14 protein-coding genes are annotated in these 19,971 nt (G+C 56.8%); 7 read left to right on the forward strand and 7 right to left on the reverse strand.

Features of this window, described 5'->3' with window-relative positions; all coding sequences use genetic code 11:
• Positions 1-65 precede the first annotated feature (65 nt).
• The gene (locus tag CI070_RS01720) at positions 66-545 is read right to left on the reverse strand and encodes a dihydrofolate reductase (protein WP_094137152.1); all 480 of its coding nucleotides are present in this window, start codon (positions 543-545) and stop codon (positions 66-68) included.
• A 22-nt stretch (positions 546-567) separates the two neighbouring features.
• A complete protein-coding gene (locus CI070_RS01725) occupies positions 568-1,383 on the reverse strand; it encodes a thymidylate synthase (RefSeq protein WP_094137153.1) in 816 nt (271 codons plus the stop codon).
• A 144-nt stretch (positions 1,384-1,527) separates the two neighbouring features.
• Here CI070_RS01725 and cls point away from each other — a divergent pair, with 144 nt between their 5' ends.
• Entirely contained in the window at positions 1,528-2,982 is a 1,455-nt protein-coding gene (gene cls, locus CI070_RS01730; RefSeq protein WP_179218536.1) for a cardiolipin synthase, read from the forward strand.
• Between the two features lie 106 nt (positions 2,983-3,088).
• Positions 3,089-4,609, forward strand: coding sequence for a pyruvate carboxylase subunit B (locus CI070_RS01735; RefSeq protein ID WP_094137155.1), 1,521 nt, complete (start codon positions 3,089-3,091; stop codon positions 4,607-4,609).
• 124 nt (positions 4,610-4,733) lie between these two features.
• On the opposite strand, the gene CI070_RS01740 is transcribed toward CI070_RS01735, so the two are convergent.
• Positions 4,734-5,747: a tyrosine-type recombinase/integrase gene (locus CI070_RS01740; RefSeq protein ID WP_179218538.1), complete on the reverse strand. Its 1,014-nt coding sequence runs from the start codon at positions 5,745-5,747 to the stop codon at positions 4,734-4,736.
• A gap of 211 nt (positions 5,748-5,958) precedes the next feature.
• Here CI070_RS01740 and CI070_RS01745 point away from each other — a divergent pair, with 211 nt between their 5' ends.
• From CI070_RS01745 to CI070_RS01755, 3 genes are read left to right on the forward strand one after another with little or no spacing between them, the layout of a single operon-like run.
• A complete protein-coding gene (locus CI070_RS01745; protein ID WP_143245704.1) occupies positions 5,959-6,648 on the forward strand; it encodes a hypothetical protein in 690 nt (229 codons plus the stop codon).
• Positions 6,645-8,162, forward strand: a complete 1,518-nt coding sequence (locus CI070_RS01750) for an Eco57I restriction-modification methylase domain-containing protein (protein ID WP_094137158.1) — start codon at positions 6,645-6,647, stop codon at positions 8,160-8,162. The genes CI070_RS01745 and CI070_RS01750 overlap by 4 nt, the downstream gene beginning before the upstream one ends.
• A 29-nt stretch (positions 8,163-8,191) precedes the next feature.
• Positions 8,192-11,023 carry a DEAD/DEAH box helicase gene (locus tag CI070_RS01755; protein WP_094137159.1) on the forward strand — a complete coding sequence of 944 codons (2,832 nt, stop codon included), beginning with the start codon at positions 8,192-8,194 and terminating at the stop codon, positions 11,021-11,023.
• Between the two features lie 30 nt (positions 11,024-11,053).
• Here CI070_RS01755 and CI070_RS01760 read toward each other — a convergent pair whose 3' ends face one another.
• The 4 genes from CI070_RS01760 to cimA all read right to left on the reverse strand — a co-directional run bounded on the left by CI070_RS01760 (position 11,054) and on the right by cimA (position 16,188).
• Complete coding sequence (locus CI070_RS01760) at positions 11,054-12,430, reverse strand: MATE family efflux transporter (RefSeq protein ID WP_179218540.1); 1,377 nt, start codon at positions 12,428-12,430, stop codon at positions 11,054-11,056.
• A 144-nt stretch (positions 12,431-12,574) separates the two neighbouring features.
• Entirely contained in the window at positions 12,575-13,651 is a 1,077-nt protein-coding gene (locus tag CI070_RS01765) for a P-loop NTPase (RefSeq protein ID WP_094137161.1), read from the reverse strand.
• A 251-nt stretch (positions 13,652-13,902) separates the two neighbouring features.
• The gene (locus CI070_RS01770) at positions 13,903-14,115 is read right to left on the reverse strand and encodes a DNA/RNA-binding protein (RefSeq protein ID WP_012421062.1); all 213 of its coding nucleotides are present in this window, start codon (positions 14,113-14,115) and stop codon (positions 13,903-13,905) included.
• A gap of 438 nt (positions 14,116-14,553) precedes the next feature.
• Positions 14,554-16,188 carry a citramalate synthase gene (gene cimA, locus CI070_RS01775; RefSeq protein ID WP_094137162.1) on the reverse strand — a complete coding sequence of 545 codons (1,635 nt, stop codon included), beginning with the start codon at positions 16,186-16,188 and terminating at the stop codon, positions 14,554-14,556.
• Between the two features lie 121 nt (positions 16,189-16,309).
• On the opposite strand from cimA, the gene CI070_RS01780 reads away from it, so the two are divergent.
• Both CI070_RS01780 and CI070_RS01785 read left to right on the forward strand, forming a co-directional pair.
• Complete coding sequence (locus tag CI070_RS01780) at positions 16,310-18,481, forward strand: M3 family metallopeptidase (protein ID WP_179218542.1); 2,172 nt, start codon at positions 16,310-16,312, stop codon at positions 18,479-18,481.
• 216 nt (positions 18,482-18,697) lie between these two features.
• A complete protein-coding gene (locus CI070_RS01785) occupies positions 18,698-19,957 on the forward strand; it encodes an efflux RND transporter periplasmic adaptor subunit (protein WP_094137164.1) in 1,260 nt (419 codons plus the stop codon).
• Positions 19,958-19,971 lie beyond the last annotated feature (14 nt).

Raw genomic sequence — 19,971 nt, forward strand, 5'->3', positions numbered from 1 at the left:
CGGCCCTGCCGCTCCGTCTTTTTTATGCCTTCAGCGCCTGAGCGCAGAGTTACGGACAAGAGCGGCTATTTGACCTGCTCGTACAAATACAGGTCAAAATTTTCAAACCGTTCCTTCAGGACGGCATGCGCCAGCCGGTCCTCAAACGGAGGAAGAAAAGTGTCCGCCGGATATTCCCCCTTTACTTTGGAAACCCACATGCGGGACATGGCCGGCATCATCAGGGAAAAAATCTCCGCCCCCCCGATAACCATGACTTCCGGGTCCATCAATTCCAGACGTTCCAACTCCCCTGCGGAATGAATCACCTGAACGCCTTCCGCCGTCCACGCCGGGTCACGGGTCAGCACGATGTTCTGCCTGCCGGGAAGGGGCCTGCCTATGCTCTCATACGTTTTCCGGCCCATCAGCACGGGGTGCCCCGTCGTAATGCGCTTGAACGTTTTGAGATCGTCCGGCAGATGCCAGGGGAGCGCTCCCCGGTAACCAATGCCGCGGTCGGGAGCCATGGCGACCACTCCTGTATAAGTAACGGGCTGTGACATGATGGGTTAAGGGATGAATGCGCTAAACGGAGATGGGAGCCTTGATGTGCGGCAGGGGATCATACCCCACGAGCTCAAAGTCTTCATAATGGAACCCGTCAATGGTGTTCACCTCCGGGTTGAGCTTCATGACCGGCAGAGGACGGGGCGTGCGGGAAAGCTGTTCCCTCGCCTGGTCCAGATGGTTCCGGTACAGGTGCAGATCCCCGAACGTATGGATGAATTCCCGGGCTTCATACCCGCATACCTGGGCGGTCATAAGCAGCAGCAGCGCATAGGAAGCTATATTGAAGGGAACCCCCAGAAAAAGATCCGCGCTGCGCTGGTAAAGCTGGAGGGAAAGGCCGTGTTTTTCTTCTCCCGGCTGGGCGGGAATCACGCAAAACTGGAACAGGGAATGGCACGGAGGGAGGGCCATATCGTCCACCAGGGCCACATTCCACGCGCTGACGATGTGCCTCCGGGACCAGGGATTATGTTTCAGGCCGTCAATCAGTCTGGCAATCTGGTCAATGGGTTTTCCGTCGTTTCCCGGCCAGCAGCGCCACTGCGCTCCGTACACGGGCCCCAGATCCCCGTTTTCGTCGGCCCATTCATCCCAGATGCTGACGCCGTTGTCTTTCAAAAACCTGATATTGGTATCCCCTTTCAGGAACCAGAGCAGTTCATAAATGATGGAGCGCAAATGAAGCTTCTTGGTCGTCAGGCACGGAAAACCGTCGCGCAGGTCATACCTGCTCTGCCGCCCGAACACGCCGATGGTGCCCGTTCCGGTACGGTCCTCCCGCCCCGCCCCATTAGTCAGAACATCCTCCAAAAGTGCCAAATACTGCTTCATTCCCTTAAATTACGCTTTTCTAATCCCTGAACCCGTGATAATACGAGCATGCGCCACCTTAGTATCATCTCCTGCTTCAAAAGCCAGCCTTTTCACTTCTCCCCGCCGTTTTCCTCCCCCGCATCTTTTCCGGTTTTCCGTTCCATGATCATTCCTGAAGAGCCATATTTGGGATTTGCCGCCTTTTGCCACATTGCAGGCGCTTTCTGCCTGATTCCGGCCCTGCTCCACACGCGCACGCCTCAGGGAACAATCGCGTGGCTCATTTCCCTGCTGGCGTTTCCATATATCGCCGTCCCCTTTTACCTGATCCTGGGACGCCGGAGATTCAGCGGATATGTGGAAACGCGCCGCCGCCAGACGGACCCCGAATCCGCATGGGGGGAACTGACGGATAAAATCACAGACTGCATGGTTCCGTATGCCATACAGTCATCAGACACGGCGGGAAAAATCATGCGCACGCTTTCCAACATCGTGCGGCTGCCCGTCTGCCGCGGCAATTCCTGCCGCCTGCTTATTGACGCGGCCAATGCCTTCCCGCGCATTTACGACGCCATCAAGAACGCAGAGCATTACATCCTGATTGAATTTTTCATCATCAAAAATGATTCCGTGGGGCAGAACCTGAAAGACCTGCTGATTGAACGGGCCAGGGCCGGCATCCGCATCTACATGCTGTATGATGAAATCGGCTCCCACAAGCTCCCGCCCGGTTACATTTCCGCCCTGCGGAAGGCAGGAGTGAACATTGAGCCTTTCAACGGGAAACGCCATTTCCTGAGCAACATCCTGCGGCTGAACTTCCGCAACCACCGGAAACTGGTGGTGGTGGACGGCTCCACCGCCTTTATCGGAGGCATGAATATAGGAAGGGAATACCTGGGCAAAGGCGCTCTGGGCTACTGGCGCGACACGTTTGTCCAGCTTGAAGGGCCTTCCGTCCAGCAAACGCAAATCAGCTTTCTGGAGGACTGGAACTGGGCCATGCTGAAATGCGGCCCCTCTTCCCTTCCCCGCCTCCGCTGGGAAATCACGCCCCAGCCGGAGGATGAAACCCTGCTCATCCTGCCCTCCGGTCCCGCAGACGTCATTCCCGCCTGGAAAACCGCGCTCATCGCCCTGGCGAACAGCGCCACCCGCCGGCTCTGGATCGCCACGCCCTACTTCGTCCCGGACGAGGGGGTCATGGCCGCCCTGCAGGCGGCGGCCCTGCGGAATGTGGACGTGCGCATCCTGCGCCCGGAGCGGGCGGACCATATTCTGGTGAAACTGTCCTCCTTTACTTTCCTTCGGGACCTGGACACATACGGCATCCAGCTCTGGGCCTATCAAAAGGGGTTCCTGCATCAGAAAGTGGTTCTGATGGACGATGACATAGCCACCGTGGGAACCGCCAATCTGGACAACCGTTCCCTGGCCCTGAACTTTGAAATCACCGCCGTTATCCATTCCCCCTCCGCCTGCGCGGAGGTGAAAGCCATGCTGGAGCGGGATTTTTCCTCATCCAAAAGGGAATCCCTGGCGGATTACAACAACAAATCCCTGGGCTTCAAAATGCTCTGCAACCTGGCGCGCCTGACGGCCCCCGTCCAGTAGTTCTTCCGGGGAATCCGCTCTTGTATGCTTGACCTGCAAGGGAGGCTGTGAGAAAATCATTCTCCAGAAGCCACCTCTTCAATTTTTAACAACAGTTAACTAAATAATGAATCCTGTTACATTCAACTGCACCGTTCTGCGCGACGGGCATCAATCCCTGGCGGCAACCCGCATGAAGACGGCAGACATGCTGCCCATTGCCCCCATTCTGGACTCCATGGGCTTCAGCGCCCTGGAAACCTGGGGCGGCGCCACCATCGACGCCGGGCTGCGCTTCTTGAAAGAATGGCCTTTCGACCGGCTGGACGCCCTGAAAAAAGCAGCCCCAAAAACGCCGCACATGATGCTGCTGCGCGGCCAGAATATCGTGGGCTACACCAACTATGCGGACGACGTGGTGGAAGCCTTTGTCGCCATGAGCGCCAAGCACGGCATGAACATCTTCCGCATTTTCGACTGCGTGAACGACCCGCGCAACATGGAAACCTCCATCCGCGCCGCCAAGAAAGCCGGAGCGCAGGCCCACGGCACCATCTGCTACACGACTTCTCCCGTGCACACCACGCAGACGTTTGTGGACATGGGGCGGGAACTCGCGGACATGGGGGCGGACGCCATCGTCATTAAGGATATGGCCGGCCTCATTCCTCCGTATGTCACCCAGGAACTCGTCAGCGCCCTGAAAAAGGACCTGAATATTCCCGTCTGGATCCACACGCATGACACCGCCGGCCTCGGCGCCTCCACCTACCTCAGCGCCATTGATGCCGGAGTGGACGCGTGCGATGTCTCCATCTCCCCCTTCGCCAACGGCACGGGCCAGCCGGACTGCCTGCGCATGCTTGCCCTGCTGAACGGTAATCCCCGCAAGCCGGATTACGACGCGGACAAGCTCATTGAAGTCTCCGAAATGCTCAAACCTGTCTATGACAGCCTGGGCAAATTCGCCTCCCACCGCAACGAAGTGGTGGACTCTGACACGCTCCGTTACCAGGTGCCCGGCGGCATGCTTTCTAACTTCCGCACCCAGCTCAAGGAACAGGGCATGGAAGACAAGTTTGAGGAAGTATTCGCGGAAATCCCGGTGGTCCGCAAGGCCCTGGGCTGGATTCCGCTGGTGACCCCCACCTCCCAGATCGTAGGCGTGCAGGCGATGCTGAACGTCAAGTTCGGCCGCTGGAAGAACATCACCCCCCAGGCGGCGGACATTGCCCTGGGCTACTACGGCCGCACCTCGGCTCCCGTGGACCCAGAAGTGCAGAAACTCTGCGCGGAAAAGATGGGCAAGGAACCGATCACCTGCCGCCCGGCGGACCTGATCAAGCCCGGCATGGAAGACCTGCGCAGGAAGCTTGCGGAAAAGGGGCTTCCCACGGACGACGAACACTGCGTCATCTACGCCATGTTCCCGCAGCAGGTGGAAGACTTCTACAAAAAGCCGGAACCTAAGGAAGAACCCCCCGTGCAGGTGAACACCGCTCCCGCCGCGGCTCCGGCGGCCGCGCCGTCCATGACCGTCATTGACAACGGCATCACCGCCCGGGTAAGCGGCCCCTCCGGTTCCCGTGACCTGACCATCGTCATCAACGGCCAGTCCCACTCCGTGAAAGTGGAACGCATCGGCTAAAATCTCCGGTGCGCCGGCTTAAACCGCTTGCGGGCGGTCCCTTCCATGAGAGGGACCGCCCGCTTTGCATGAACGCTCCTGCTTCTTATTCAACCGCTCTGTTTTCCCACAGATAAGGGAAGACTTACGCCGCCAACCAGAAAGCACGGGCATCCTGCCTTCTGATTTCATCCATATTCAGATATCTGGTTTTCAATAAATGGGCATTTTGGTGCCCCATCTCCCATTGCAAGCCGGCATAATCCCGGAATTCCAGCGCGTGGTAACTGGCAAACGTGTGCCTTAACACATCCTGCACCCATGGCCGGCTGTTATTCCAGCCGGCACGGGCGCGCACCAGCCGCCACTTGCGTTCCCATCCTGCCGGGCACAACGGTTCTTCCCCGGAATGATGCCGGAAAGCCCGCAAATACCGCAACGCCGCCGGCCGAAGGGTCACCCGCCGCGCCCCTCCCGTCTTGGAATGCCGCGCCGGAATGAGCGCCGCTTTTTCTTCCAGCCTGATATGCCGGAATTGGAGCCTTCTGACCTCCTGCGGACGCACTCCGGCATACAGCATCAGCACGGCTGCCGGCAGACACTCGCCGCCGTACACCTCCCGCGCCGCCGTCATCAGCTTCCGGCACTCCTCCGGCGTCAGCACAGGCACCCTTCTTTCCTTCACCAGCGGGCACGGCGTCTCCGCTGCCGGGTTCTTCCCCGCCCATCCTCTGCGGCAGGCAAAAGCGCATATTCCGTGCAGAATGACGCGCGCCTTGCGCCGTCCGCTGGCCGTCGGGAATATATTCAGGATGCGCTGGCAATCCTCCCGCCTCAGGCCCCGCATCATCTTATGCCTCAATTCCGGCCATGACTTCACCATCCGCGCCGTAACGCACCGGATTTCTTCCAGCGTGCGTCGCCGCCGATGCGCCCGGGCTTTCAGGGACTCCGCCACGCAAACGGAAAAACTGACCGTCTTTTTCATCGCTTTCCATTCCTTAATCCCCAGCTCCACGCATTGCAGCCGCCCGGCCATCCCGGCCGACACTCCCCGGAGCAACCGCGCCATGACCATCATTTCCGCGGCCTGCACGCGTTTTTTACGCATCCAGCAAATGAGCAAGGCCTCTTCTTCCGTCAATTCCTGTTGAGTCATGAAGCAAAGATAAGCAAACGGATTCCTAATCAGCATCAAGTCTAAAACGGAAAGAACTGAAAAATAATAAGGAAATACGTGCATAAATGGGAATTTGATACTTTCACCCGCAGATATGGAAATTTTACTTTCCCTCATTTTATTACTGTAAAAACACTTAAAAAACATGGATAGGACTCTTGCTGATTAGGAATCAGCCTATTTTCCCCAAGTGGGTTCCTTATCGTCAGAGTTATCTCAAATTAAATCCCGTAAACGGGTAGCGGAACACGGAGAAGTATTCACCCCTGACTGGCTGGTGAATGACATGCTCAACCTGGTGGCGCATGAAGCGGAACGCATTGACAGTCGCTTTCTGGAACCGGCATGCGGAGAAGGAGCCTTTCTGGCCCCTATCCTGTTGAGGAAGCTGGCAACCGTCCGCCGGCAATACGGCAGTTCCCCGGCGGATTATGAGTTCCGCGCCGTGCTGGCTCTCATGTCTATCTATGGGGTGGAACTGCTGGCGGATAACGTCCGCGCCTGCCGGGAACGTCTGCAGACCCTGTGGCTGGCGGAATATGAACGGCGTTTAAAACGTCCGCCCTCCGCGGAATGCCAGAAAACCGTCCACTTTGTCCTGGAACGCAACATTCTTAACGGCAACGCCCTGAGCATGAAAAAAGTAGATGCTTCCGCCCAGGATACTCAGGAGCCTATCCTCTTTTCCGAATGGTCCGCCGTGGGCGGCGCCCTCATCAAACGCCGGGACTTCCGGCAAGATGAACTCCTGCGTGATCAAAACGCCCGGACTTCCCTGGAACAGGCGGAAGGGGAACTTCCTCTGGAATACGTACCCAAATACCCGGTACGTGAGTTCCCCCCCATGGATTACCGCAAACTGCCGGAAGCGGAATCATGAACAATAACATCCATAACCCTGACGTATTGAGCTGCCTGGCCAATCTTTCCAGTGACGAGGTGTTCACGCCGCCGGAGATTGCCAACGCCATGCTGGATTTGCTCCCGCAGGAGCTTTTTTCCGACCCTTCCGTTACCTTTCTGGACCCCTGCTGCAAGAGCGGCGTCTTTCTGAGGGAGATTGCCAAAAGGCTCAACAAGGGGCTGGAAGCTCACCTCCCAAACCGGGAGGAGCGCCTGGAACACATTTTCAGAAATCAGCTCTTCGGCATCGCCATTACGGAGCTGACATCCCTTCTCGCCCGCCGCGGAGTGTATTGTTCCAAATACCCCAATGGGCCTTACTCCGTCGTTCGTTTTGACAATGCTGACGGCAACATCCGCTACAAACACATCACACACACCTGGAGGGGCGGCAAATGCGTCTTTTGCGGTGCCTCTCAAGCCGCCTATGGAGAGCAGGCACGAAAAGAGGGGCTGGAAAGCCACGCTTACGAATTCATCCACGCCAACAATCCGAATAACCTGTTTCCTATGAACTTTGATGTCATCATCGGTAATCCTCCCTACCAACTCAGTGACGGAGGCGACACGGAGGAACGACGCAGAGGCGGAGCTATTCCTCTTTATCATTTATTTATTCAACAGGCCAAAAAACTTGCTCCCCGTTATTTGATAATGATTGTTCCATCCCGATGGTTTTCTGGAGGGAGAGGACTCAATCAATTCCGAAATGAAATGCTGAATGATAAAAGGCTTGAACAAATCGTAGATTATCCAGACTCTTCCGAATGTTTCCCTGGTGTTCAAATAGAAGGCGGCATCTGTTACTTTTTATGGAATCGTGAATATTATAAAAATTGTTTAGTTAAAACTATTCAAGGAACAAAAATATCAAGCATGATTCGGCCTTTACTGGAAAACCAAGCTGAAACTTTTATACGCTATAACGAATCTATATCAATTTTAAGAAAAGTTCAAAAATATAACGAACCAATTATCAGTAAATTATTTAGCAGTCAAAAACCTTTTGGGCTTAGAACATATATAAAAGGGAGAGATAAAAAAGAATATGATAGTATAACTCTTTATGCCAATAATCATATTGGATACATTAGAAAAGAAGAAATTTTACAAAATACTTCATGGATTGATACTTACAAAGTATTTATTTCTGCAGCATACGGTATGGGAGGAAAATTTCCAACCTTCGTTATAGGTAAACCATTTCTTGGAAAACCAGGAACTTGTTGTACAGAAACATATTTGTTTATTGGACCATTTAAAACAAAAATAGAAGCGGAAAACGTTATTTCTTACATTCGAACAAGATTCTTCCGTTTTATGGTCCTTTTGAAAAAAAATACCCAGCATGCTGCTGCTCAAGTCTACTCCCTTGTACCAATGCAGGATTTTAGTAAGGCGTGGACGGATGAAGAACTTTACGCAAAATATGGTTTAACGGGAGAAGAAATAGAATTCATAGAAAGTATGATCCGTCCGATGGAAGGTTAACGGGAGCAAGAAAAAGAGGAGCAAAAACCATGGAAAAGAACGGGCGTTTTTTTGAAGGGAAGACGAATGCGCGGCCAATGATTTATGCCTATGAGGACGCCAGCTATCCCGGTTGTCTGAAAGTGGGGTACACGGCGGTGGATGTGGAAAAACGCGTAGCGCAGCAGTACCCTACCTTGAGGCCGGAAGGGAAGAAACCCTACCGGGTTATCTTTGCGGAACCGGCTCTGTATGAAGATGGAAGCAGCTTTACGGACCATTCCGTACACCGGATGCTGGAGAAAAAAGGCGTGGAGGGAGTGGGCGGAGAATGGTTCCGCTGTACGGAGAAAGAAATCAGGGCGGCATGGCTGGCGGTGCGCACCCGGACGGCCAACATGGAAAACCGTACCAGGGATTTTACCATGCGCCCGGAACAGGCGGAAGCCGTGGAGCGGACGCTGAACTACTTTAAAGCGGAACGCGCGGATGGACGCACGCCGCGTTTTCTGTGGAACGCCAAAATGCGCTTTGGCAAAACCTTTGCCGCTTACCAGCTGGCACGGCGGTTGAACGCGCGCCGGGCGCTCATCCTGACCTTCAAGCCGGCGGTGCAGCCGGCGTGGAAGGAAGACCTGGAAACGCACCTGGACTTTGAAGGCTGGCAATTCATCTGCCGGGAACAAGGGCCGGACGCCCAGCCCATTGACGAGCAATACCGGCAGGCGGACGCCGGACAGCCTATTGTGTGCTTCGGCTCCTTTCAGGACTTTCTGGGGGTGAATAAGGAAACGGGCGGCATCAAGCCCCAGCATGAATGGGTGCGGGAAATCAACTGGGATCTGGTTATCTTTGACGAATACCACTTTGGGGCGTGGAAGGAAAACGCCAAAGCTCTGTTCCTGATGGAGGATGAGGAAGAAGAATACAACACCGCGCCCCCGGAAACCAACACCGGCAATGTCTGCGATGAACAGGATCTGCCCATCACTGCGGACCACTACCTGTACCTTTCCGGAACGCCGTTCCGCGCCCTGAACTCCGGCGAGTTTATTGAAGAACAAATTTACAGCTGGACGTATTCCGATGAACAGCGCGCCAAGGCTGCCTGGCAGGGGGAAAATAACCCGTATGCCGCCCTGCCGCGCATGGTGCTGCTTACCTACCGCGTGCCGGAGGACATCCGGCAAATCGCTCTGGGGGGAGAGTTCAACGAATTTGACCTGAACGTCTTCTTCCAGGCGGAAGAAGGGAAAGGGAATAAAGCCCGTTTTATTCATGAAGAATACGTCCAGAAATGGCTGGATCTGATCCGCGGCTCCCATCATGCCGCGGCGACGGATGAGCTGAAGCTGGGCGGCAAAAAGCCCCCCATGCCTTACTCGGATACCCGGCTGATGAGTTTGCTCAACCATACCCTGTGGTTCCTGCCGGATGTGGCTTCCTGCCACGCCATGAACAACCTGCTGCAACAACGTCAGAATACCTTTTACCACGACTATCAGGTCATCGTCTGCGCCGGACCGGAAGCCGGCACGGGGGCGAACGCCCTGCCGCCCGTGTTGAAGGCCATGGGCGGCAATCCGCTGGAAAGTAAAACCATTACGCTCTCCTGCGGCAAATTGACCACGGGCGTTACCGTCAAGCCCTGGGCCGGCATCTTCATGCTGCGCAATCTCTCCAGCCCGGAAACCTACTTTCAGGCAGCCTTCCGGGTGCAAAGCCCGTGGACGGTGGACAGTGATCAGCCGGGGAAAAAAGAAATCGTCAAACCCAACTGCTACGTCTTTGACTTTGCCCTGGACCGCGCCCTTAAGCAAATAGCTGACTACAGCTGCCGCCTGAACGCCAACCCGGGCAATCCGGAAACCAAGGTGAAGGAGTTCATCAGCTTTCTTCCCGTGCTGGCCTACGACGGCAGCGCCATGAAACAGGTGGAAGCTGCGGAAATACTGGATATGGCCATGGCGGGAACCAGCGCCACCCTACTGGCCAGACGCTGGGAAAGCGCCCTGCTGGTCAATGTGGATAACGTCACCCTGCAGCGCCTGCTTGCCAGCCGGGAAGCCATGGATGCCCTGATGAGCATTGAAGGCTTCCGCAATCTGAACAGTGATCTTGAGACCATTATCAACAAATCAGATGCCGTCAAAGGAATGCGCAAAGGAAAAGACGATCTGACCCCTAAGGAAAAAAAAGACCTCTCACAGGAAGAAAAGGAAATCAAATCCCTGCGCAGGCAGATACAGCAGAAACTGATCAAATTTGCCGCCAGAATCCCCATCTTCATGTATCTGTCAGACTTCCGGGAATACTGCCTGAAAGATGTGATCACCCAACTGGAGCCGCATCTGTTCCGGAAAGTAACCGGGCTGACGGAAAAAGATTTTGAACTGCTCGTCAGCCTGAACGTCTTTAATGAAGCTCTGATGAATGATGCCGTGTACAAGTTCAAACGGTATGAAGACGCCAGTCTTGTTTATACGGGTATCAATCGCCACGCGGAGGAAAACGTGGGGCTGTACGCTACCGTCCTGAGCCGGGAAGACTATGAAATGATGGCCGGGGCCCAGCAGGATTCCATGGCCGGCGCTGTAGAGGGAAAAGCCCTTCCCTCCCCAACGGCGGATGACCGCATCGCCTGCTGTCCGGAAGAGGAAGAAGAGGAACCTCCGCCCGCTCCGAACGTGCGTATTCGTAAAGGGACGCTCCTTACCCACCGGGAATACGGCACGGGCATTGTAGTAAAGTTGGACGAATCCTCCGGCCGAATGACCGTAAAATTTGGCGAAGAGAAAAAACTCTTCCCCTACCCGCGAAGCCTGGAACAAGGGAAACTCATCCCTGCTGAGAAGGCAATCCCGGAAAAAGAGGGGAATTAACCTCTCCATAAAAACAGGAGGGAGCGTCCCTTACTGTTCATGGAGCCGCATCATCTTAAACTCCCGTTTAACGGTACGGACGACGCGCCAGAGCAGCAGCACGGCCGCTACGGACAGGCCGATGATGAATCCCGTCCAGATGCCGCGCGCGCCCATGGCCGGGACAATCCAGTCCGTGCGGGCGAGGATGTAGCACGCCGGAAATCCTACTATCCAATAAGAGAAGAACGTAATGAAGGTAATGGACGCCGTGTCCCGGAATCCTCTCAGAACCCCGGCGGAGAGCACCTGCAAACAGTCCGGAAGCTGGTAGGCCGCCGCCAGAATCAGCAGGACGGAAGCCGTGCTGACTATCAGCTCCGAGTCATTGTACAGGAGCACAATCTGCTCGCGGAACAGGGTGATGCCTCCAAAGGTGCACAGGCAGATGGTGAGCACCAGCACGTAGGAAGACAGAATGGCGGATTTGGCGCCTGCCAGATCATTCCGGCCATGATGGTACGCCACGCGGATGGAAGCCGCCAGCCCTACGGAGAGCGGGAGCATGAACACCAGGGCGCCCACATTCCCGGCAATCTGGTGGCTCGCCACCTGCGTCTCTCCCAGAGGCGCCAGCACCAGAGCCGCCGCGCAGAAGAGCATCACCTCGCACAGCTGGGAAACGCCTATCGGCACGCCCAGCCGCACAAGATGCGTGATGACGGATGGCGTGGGCCGCCGCCAGGAAATGATGTGCCTGCGGTACGGCCTGTGCTTGGGATTAAAGTAAACCAGCAGGAACATCAGCAGGAATTCAATATAGAAAATGACTGCCGTGGCCGCGCCGCACCCCGCTCCGCCCATGCGGGGAAAACCGTACATGCCGAAGACGAACATGTAGTTCAGGGGAATGTTGAGCAGCAGGCCGCACAATCCCACGTACATGGCGGGCCGCGTCATGTTGGAGCCTTCGTTCAGGCTCTTCAGGGCCACGAATCCCAGGTTGGCGGGAAGCCCCCACATAATGGCGGACATGTAGGCGGAAGCCATTTGACACATGGCGGCGTCATCGGAAATCCAGCCGAACACGTTTCTCAGCGCATTAATGACCGGCATGGAAACCAGGCTGAGCATCAACGCCAGCCACAGGCCGTGGTTAGTCATGTAGCCCACGCGGCTTTCATGGCTTTTCCCCCGCATATTGGCAATCACGGGGCCGATGATCATCAGCACGCCGCAGGCGAACAGAGCCACGGGCAGGTACACGGAAGACCCCAGGGCCACGGCGGCCATGTCCGTCACGCCGGCGCTCCCGGCCACAATCGCGTCCACCGCACCCATGCCCACAATGGAAAGGTTGACCACCAGCACCGGGAAAGCCAGCGGTATCAGCTTTTTCATCTCCTTCAAATTCCACGTCTTATTCATTTTCTTATTTCCTTCCATGCCTTTCCTCATTCCAAGAGCCGGAACCATTCCCGGCAAACAAGCCGGACCGGAGCGGCAAGCTCCAATCCGGCTTTAAAGTTAAGGGTTGTCCACCGTGCCGGGGCATCCTGCCCCGTCGGTCATTCAACGGTTAAGCACCACGCGGGCGCACTGTTCCGCCACCTGGCGGAACGCGGCGGAAACCGGGTTCTGCCCGGGATCTTCCAAAGCCACGGGGCGGCCTTCGTCCCCGCCGGAACGGGTGGAAATATCCAGCGGAATCTTGCCGAGCAGGGGCACTCCCAGCTTGGCCGCTTCCCGTTCGCCGCCGCCTTCGCCAAAGATATGGTAAATCTTTCCGTCGGAGGGGCACTGGAAATAACTCATGTTTTCAATCACGCCCAGAATGGGGGTCTTCACCCGTTCAAAAAGGCCGATTGCCTTGCGCGCGTCAATCAGCGCCACTTCCTGCGGCGTGGTCACCACCACTACGCCGTCCAGTTCCGCCGTCTGAACAATGGTCAGCTGGATGTCTCCGGTGCCGGGCGGCAGGTCCAGAATCAGGAAATCAACATCCCCCCACGCCACGTTGCGCAGGAACTGCTGGACGTAGCGTGTCGCCAGAGGGCCGCGCACCGCTACAGGATCGGACTCGTTAATCAGCAGCCCCATGGAAAGGAGCTTCACGCCATGAGCCGTCACCGGGAGAAATTCGTCATTCTCATTGGCTCCGGGGCGTTCCTTGGTGCCGAACATCAGGGACATGGACGGGCCGTAGATGTCCAGGTCCACCAGGCCGACGGAATAGCCCAGCTTGCTCAGGGCCACCGCCAGGTTCGCGGAAACGGTGGATTTGCCCACGCCGCCCTTGCCGGAAGCCACGGCAATGACATGCTTGGCGCCGGGAACGGAGGATTTCCAGGTAGAAGGGTCGTCATTAATTCCCTTTTTGGCTTCCGGAGCCTTATGCTCAATATTGACGTCGCAGTGTTTCACGCCGGGCAAATGCTTCATCACGCCGTGAACGCCTTCAAAAATGTAACGGGGAATATCCGCATTCTTGCTCTCAATCACCAAATCAATCGTGACGTTGTTTTCAGCGTCAATGTCGATCTTTTTCACCAGCCCGAAAGATACGATGTCCCGGCTGAACCCCGGAAATTTAACCGTGGTCAGCGCAGCCCGTATCAACTCCGGAGTCAATTCCTGTTGTGTCGTCATATCTCTGAAATATTCGTGGTTGCATCAACATTGCGGCCCCGCGCCTCCGGAATGCGGAATACTCCGGAATAGGAAAAAAGGGGACGTCAAAACCGGGAAGCAAAGATACTCCCTTTTTTATTTTTGACAACGCCTAATTCAGACAAAACGACTTTTTGACCGCCGGATTTCAATGACCCGGACACCAAGAAACGGCGGGACGGCCGCAGCCCCGCTAGCAGTCTTCAAGAAAAACGGGAGGGAGGGGGAACTTATTCCCCCTGCTGCTTCAGCGTCTCCCGGATATCCTGGAGAGCGGCGATGAAATCGTCCAGAATTTCCGCGGGCACCATAATCCGGTCCCGGTTGGAACTCACCTTTTCCGTAATACGCACCACTTTGCCGCGCGCATTCTGTTTGAGATCAAGAAAGAACGTCTTGCGTTCCGCAATGATTTTTTCTGTGCAAATAATATCGTCCTCCACGGCTGTAATCTACCTCTGGTTGAATGAGGCTTTCAGGATAAATCTTCCCCGCTGGCGGGTCAATATTTTATTTGCCCCACCCCCGGCAGATGCGGACGTGAGGCAAAAGCCGTGGAAAAACCGTTATTTGCCCGGCAGGGTTTCCGCATCCGTTTTCCGGGCAAACTTGGTTGAAAACCGGCGCTCCGCGCGTTAACCGCGGCAACGTGACCGGCCAAAAAGAATGAGGCACAGGAAAACATAACCCGGCTCAAAAAAAACAGCCGCCGTCCGGGCCTGTTCACAGCACTCGTTGATCATTTCCCTTCCCATCCTGGACCAGCCAACCGGCAGGGGGGATTTTCAGCTCTTCAGCTGTCGCCCTCCCACGCAGAGGAACGGGAAGAAAAGAAAAAGCCATGAGGGCCGCCCAAGCCCCCCGGAAAGGAGCGCCGCCCGTCAGCATTCCGCACGCCATCTGGCCTGCTCCGTCTTGTAGAGCTTGTACGTGACGGCATCCGCCAGGGCTTCCAGGCTGGCCTCAATAATGTTGTAGGAAACGCCCACGGTCGTCCAGGTAGCGACGCCGTCCGAGGACTCAATAAGCACGCGGACATTGGAGCCGGTGCCGTTTTCATCCTCCGCATCCGGGATGTTCGTCCGGGTAGGGGAAAGCACGCGCACCTTGTAGTCGATGAGGTGCATCTGCTCCAATTCCGGATACCAGCGCGTCAGGGCGCGGCGCAGGGCCCTGTCCAGCGCATGCACGGGGCCAAAGCCCCCGGCGGCGGTGTGCTCCACCTTGCCGTGGACGTCCAGCTTGAGGGAGGCTTCCACCATCATGTCCGGGTCCATTTCATGGCGGGAGGTCAGCACCACGGTGCGCAGGATGTTGAAATACGGTTTCAGGGCGCTGTCCGGCATGTGCCGCAGGAAGAGAAGCTCCGCGCTGGCCGGGGCGGCCACGTAGTCATACCCCAGAGCGGCATTCTTCTTCACGGCGGCGGAAAGCACGTCCAGAAGGGGGTCACCCTTTTCCAGTTCAAAGCCCAGGGTGCGGGACAGGGAAAGAATGTTGCTTCTGCCGCCCTGCTCCGTCATCAGCACGCGCTGGGCGTTCCCCACCAGGGAAGGGTCGATGTGCTCGTACAGAGCGGACTCCTTCATGATCGCGCTGACATGCACCCCGCCCTTGTGGGCGAACGCGGCGTTCCCCACGAAAGGCTGCCGCCGGAAGGGCGCCAGGTTGGATACCTCCGAGACAAAGGCGGCGGTGGATTTGAGCCGCGTCAGGGAGGCTCCGCTGAGGCAGGAAAAGCCTTTCATCTTCACCTGGAGGTTGGGAATGACGGAACAAAGATTGGCGTTTCCGCAACGCTCCCCGATGCCGTTGACGGTCCCCTGCACCTGGATGGCTCCGCTGTTTACCGCGGCCAGGCTGTTGGCGACGGCCAGTTCGCAGTCATTGTGGGCGTGGATGCCCAGGGGGGCGAGAGGCAGGCGTTCCCTGACCGTCCGGATAATGGAGCTGATTTCCTCCGGCATGGTGCCTCCGTTGGTATCGCACAGCACCAGGCAGTCCGCGCCATGTTCCCGGGCCGTACGGAGCACAGCCAGGGCGTATTCCGGATCCCGCTTGAAACCGTCAAAAAAGTGTTCCGCGTCAAAAAAGGCTTCTTCCATATTTTTTTTAAGGAAGGAGATGGAATTGCCGATGATTTCCAGATTGCGTTCCCGGGAAATGCCCAGGGCCACTTCCACATGGCGGGGGCAGGATTTCCCAAAGACCGCGGCTACCCGCGCGCCGCTGGATACCAGGGCATTCAGCGTGGGATCCGTCTCCGGGGTATGGGAAGGATGGTGCGTGCTTCCAAAGGCGGCCAGTTTTGCATTCCTTAGTTCGACGCCTCTCATGGCGTTGAAAAATTCCGTTTCCACCGGATTGGCGCCAGGCCAGCCGCCCTCAATGTAGTCCATGCCCAGATAATCCAGCTGGCGGGCGATGCGGACCTTGTCCGTCGCGCTCAGGTTGACGTCTTCACTCTGCGCGCCGTCCCGCAGCGTGGTATCATAGAGAAAGATTTTGGTGGACATTCCTCTGGTTCATACATGCAAACCGGGAACCGTTCAAGACCGGGGCCCGGCTTTTCCGCGGATGCAGACACGAAAAGCGCAAGGCTTGAAGAGAAAAACGGCTTTCGGTAGGATGGCCGCCATGCGTTTACCCAGGCAGTGTTTCTACCTCCTTTTCCTCTTTTTCTCCATGGCCCTCCCCTCCCCGGCGGCCTCTTCCGCCCACCCTTTCCTGGACAAGGGGCGTCCCATCCGCTGGAGCCGGCTGACTCCGGACAAGCTGGAACCGGATATTCAGGAAGCCATGCGCCGCACCCGGGCCTCCGTAGAGGAAATCAGCCGCCTCCGTCCGGAGGAAATGACGTATGAAAATACGTTCGGAGCGCTGGAGAAAAGCAATGACCTCCTTACGGAAGGCATGTGCAAGGCCTATGTCCTGAAAAGCCTGTGCGACAGCGCGGAACTGCGCAAGGCCATGGATTCCGTGGCTCCCTGCGTGTCCGCCTTCCTTTCCTCCGTCACGAAAGACCAGGCCCTGTGGAAAGTCCTGAAAACCGCGGAGGAACGCCTGCGGCAGACTCATCTGAGCCCCGAACAGAAACGGTATATGGAACTAAGCATGCAGAGCTTCCGGGACAACGGCGCGGATCTGCCGCCGGACAAGCGCGCACGGCTTGAGGCCATTGACAGGGAACTGACGCTCGCCTCCCAGCGTTTCAACAATTTGTACATGGACGCCAGGAAATCCTGGACCTGGACGGTGCGGAACGCCGCCCTTCTGGAGGGAATAGACGGAGGCGCCCTGCAACAGGCGCGTGAGGAGTTCCTGTGGCGTCATCCCGGCCAGTCCGATCCGGGCTGGACGTTTACGCTGGATTCCGCGGCTTCCGCCCGGGTCATGGAAAAAGCCCGGCGGGAAGAATGCCGGAAGGATTTATGGGAACACCACCAGTCTCTGGCCACGGGAGCATGCGACACGGAACCCGTCATCAGGAAAATCCTTTCCCTGCGCCGTGAAAAGGCGCATTTATGCGGATATAAGGCGTACCCGGATTACGCCCTGCGCGAGAGCATGGCGGGAAACGGGGAACACGCCATGAAGTTCGTCAATGAGCTGCTGGACAAGATCAGGGCCCCCTTTTTCCGTGAAATGGAAACTCTCCGCCGCCTGAAGGCCCGTCGCACGGGGCAGGAAAAAGCCCGCCTGAATCCCTGGGACGTGGCCTATTACGCCAATCTCCAGGCGGAGGAACGTTTCCGGCTGGACCAAGAGGAGCTGCGCCGCTACTTTCCCCTTCCCCGCGTTCTGGACGGCCTGTTTTCCCTGGCGGAACGGCTGTACGGCATCCGCGTAGCGGAAGTTCCGGCACGGCAGGCCTTATCCGGCATCCCGGCAGACAAATCCGCCGGAGCCGTGGAAGTCTGGCATCCGGACGTGCGCTTTTTCACGATTGACGACGGCAACGGCAACCGCCTGGGCTCCTTTTATCTGGATCTTTACTCCCGTAACAATAAACGGGCCGGAGCGTGGATGAACACCCTGGACACGGGCAGCCCGTCCACGCCGGAGACCCCGGGAAAGCCGCGCCTGGGCATGGTCTGTCTCAATATTCACCCGCCCGCGGCAGGACACGCGGTGACGCTGACCCACCGGGAAGTCAGGACTTTATTCCATGAATTCGGCCATTTGCTGCACCTGATGTTTACCAGGGTTGCCATCTCCTCCCTGGCGGGAACCAGCGTGCCGCGGGATTTTGTGGAAGTTCCCTCCCAGTTCATGGAAAACTGGTGCTGGCGTCCGGACGTGCTGAAAAGCTTCGCCCGGCATGAACAAACGAGCCTCCCCATTCCGGAGGAGATGCTGCTCTCTCTGGACGCCTCCCGAGGCAATACGCCAGCCCTCGCGCTGGCCGGGCAGCTCCTGTACGCCAAGATGGACCTGGCCGTCCATGCGGCACCGGAACGTTTCTCCTCCGGTTCTCTAGATGATGTGGATTCCGCCGTAGCGGGAGACATGGACTATTTCAAAAATTTCAAAAGAGCCGGCAAGCTGCGCACGGCGCGCCATTTGTTTTCCTCCCCTTCGGGTTATGCCTCCTTTTACTTCTCCTACCAATGGGCTGAAGTTCTGGACAAGGATATTTTCGAAGCCTTTGAACGGGCCGGAGGACCGGACAGGGAAACGGCAGGAAAATTCCGGGAAACCATTCTGGAAAAAGGATACGCGGTGCCGCCCATGCGGCAGTTCATGGATTTCATGGGCAGAAAACCGCGCATGGACGCCATGCTCCGCAAGAGGCGGCTGGCATCCTGAAATCAAAAAGCCTCAGGCCGCCGCTTCCGGACGGCACAGTCGCAAGCCACATATTATACATTTGTTTAATTAAATTATCCTTTCATTATGCAAAGGTTACAGACATTTTGCAGAATTCAGAACACATCTTTGCGTTGACTTTGTAAGAAAAAGAAGAGAAAATTCTTCCGCTTTGCCGCACCTTCCGGCACCAGCCGCAACCAACCGCATTCATTTATGTACAACAAGCCTTTGACGTTTGCCGCAACAACCCTGCTCCTTTGCTCCCCGGTGATCATGCTAACTTCCTGTGACGGGGAAAAGGATTCCGCCGCCCAGGCGCCGGCGCTCGTTCCCGAAGTGCAGGTGACCAAACTGGTCACGAAGGATGTTCCCATCAGGCAGGAATGGGTGGGCACCCTGCGCGGCACGGAAGATGCCGAAATCCGCTCCCAGGTGACGGGATACCTTCTTTCCAAGGATTACCGGGACGGAGCTTATGTCAAGAAGGGCCAGGTGCTTTTCCAGATTGATCCCCGCCCGTTCCAGGCAACGCTGGACCAGGCCCAGGGAAGATTGGAACAATATGAAGCCACGCTGAAAAAATACAAGCTGGACGTGGAACGCTACACCCCGCTGGTGAAGACCGGCTCCGTCAGCCGCAAACAGCTGGACGACGCCCTGCAGCAGGTCCAGGAGACGGAAGCCGCCATCGCCACGGCAAAGGCCCAGGTGGACGAAGCCAGGATCAATCTTAAATTCACCACCATTACAGCCCCCATTTCCGGCCTGGCCGGCCTGGCCACCCCTTCCATCGGCAACCTGCTGACGCCCTCCAGCCCCACCCCGCTGACCACCATTTCCTCCATTGACCCCATCCGGGTGGATTTCTCCGTGAGCGAACGGGACTTCCTGAACTCCATGGACAATAATCTGGCCAGTCAGAAGCACATCAAGTTTGACGTGATTCTGGCCAACGGCACGGAATACCCCATGCAGGGCGAACCCGTAGCCATTGACAGGAATGTGGATGCCCAGACCGGCACCATCAACATCGTCGGGCACATTCCCAATCCGAACCTGACGCTGCGGCCCGGTATGTTCGTCCGCGTCCGCGCCACGGTGAAAACGCTGGAAAACGCCGCGCTGGTGCCTCCGCGCGCCATTCTGTCCGCCCAGAGCGCCAAATTCATCATTTACCTGGATGACAAGAACATTCCCCACATGCAGGTCGTCAACCTCGGCCCCGTCGTTGACGGCATGCAGGTAATCAACGTCATTCCCATGCCGCATTCCACCTTCACGAAGGACAGCCCCATCGTGGTGGAGGGAATCATGCAGGCGGCCAAGGTGCAGGGGCACGCCCCCGTCAAGCCGCTTCCCTACAAGCCCGTAGTTTCCCAGCCCGTCATGCCCTCCATAGGGGCCCAGTCCTTTGAAAAGGCCAAAACGCCGGAAGGCATGAAGGATGGAGAAGCCCAGCCGTCCGCCAAATAACCTCCCTTCTCCGG

This window comes from Akkermansia muciniphila (assembly GCF_900184965.1).
Taxonomy (GTDB): domain Bacteria; phylum Verrucomicrobiota; class Verrucomicrobiia; order Verrucomicrobiales; family Akkermansiaceae; genus Akkermansia; species Akkermansia muciniphila_A.

What these genes read in the sequence shown, in the direction of transcription:
- CI070_RS01750 (WP_094137158.1), top strand. Translation starts at nt 6,645, where the DNA reads ATGAACAATAACATCCATAACCCTGACGTATTGAGCTGCCTGGCCAAT.
- cimA (WP_094137162.1), bottom strand. Translation starts at nt 16,188, where the DNA reads ATGTCCACCAAAATCTTTCTCTATGATACCACGCTGCGGGACGGCGCG.
- CI070_RS01720 (WP_094137152.1), bottom strand. Translation starts at nt 545, where the DNA reads ATGTCACAGCCCGTTACTTATACAGGAGTGGTCGCCATGGCTCCCGAC.
- CI070_RS01765 (WP_094137161.1), bottom strand. Translation starts at nt 13,651, where the DNA reads ATGACGACACAACAGGAATTGACTCCGGAGTTGATACGGGCTGCGCTG.
- CI070_RS01785 (WP_094137164.1), top strand. Translation starts at nt 18,698, where the DNA reads ATGTACAACAAGCCTTTGACGTTTGCCGCAACAACCCTGCTCCTTTGC.
- cls (WP_179218536.1), top strand. Translation starts at nt 1,528, where the DNA reads ATGATCATTCCTGAAGAGCCATATTTGGGATTTGCCGCCTTTTGCCAC.
- CI070_RS01780 (WP_179218542.1), top strand. Translation starts at nt 16,310, where the DNA reads ATGCGTTTACCCAGGCAGTGTTTCTACCTCCTTTTCCTCTTTTTCTCC.
- CI070_RS01760 (WP_179218540.1), bottom strand. Translation starts at nt 12,430, where the DNA reads ATGAATAAGACGTGGAATTTGAAGGAGATGAAAAAGCTGATACCGCTG.
- CI070_RS01735 (WP_094137155.1), top strand. Translation starts at nt 3,089, where the DNA reads ATGAATCCTGTTACATTCAACTGCACCGTTCTGCGCGACGGGCATCAA.
- CI070_RS01740 (WP_179218538.1), bottom strand. Translation starts at nt 5,747, where the DNA reads ATGACTCAACAGGAATTGACGGAAGAAGAGGCCTTGCTCATTTGCTGG.
- CI070_RS01755 (WP_094137159.1), top strand. Translation starts at nt 8,192, where the DNA reads ATGGAAAAGAACGGGCGTTTTTTTGAAGGGAAGACGAATGCGCGGCCA.
- CI070_RS01725 (WP_094137153.1), bottom strand. Translation starts at nt 1,383, where the DNA reads ATGAAGCAGTATTTGGCACTTTTGGAGGATGTTCTGACTAATGGGGCG.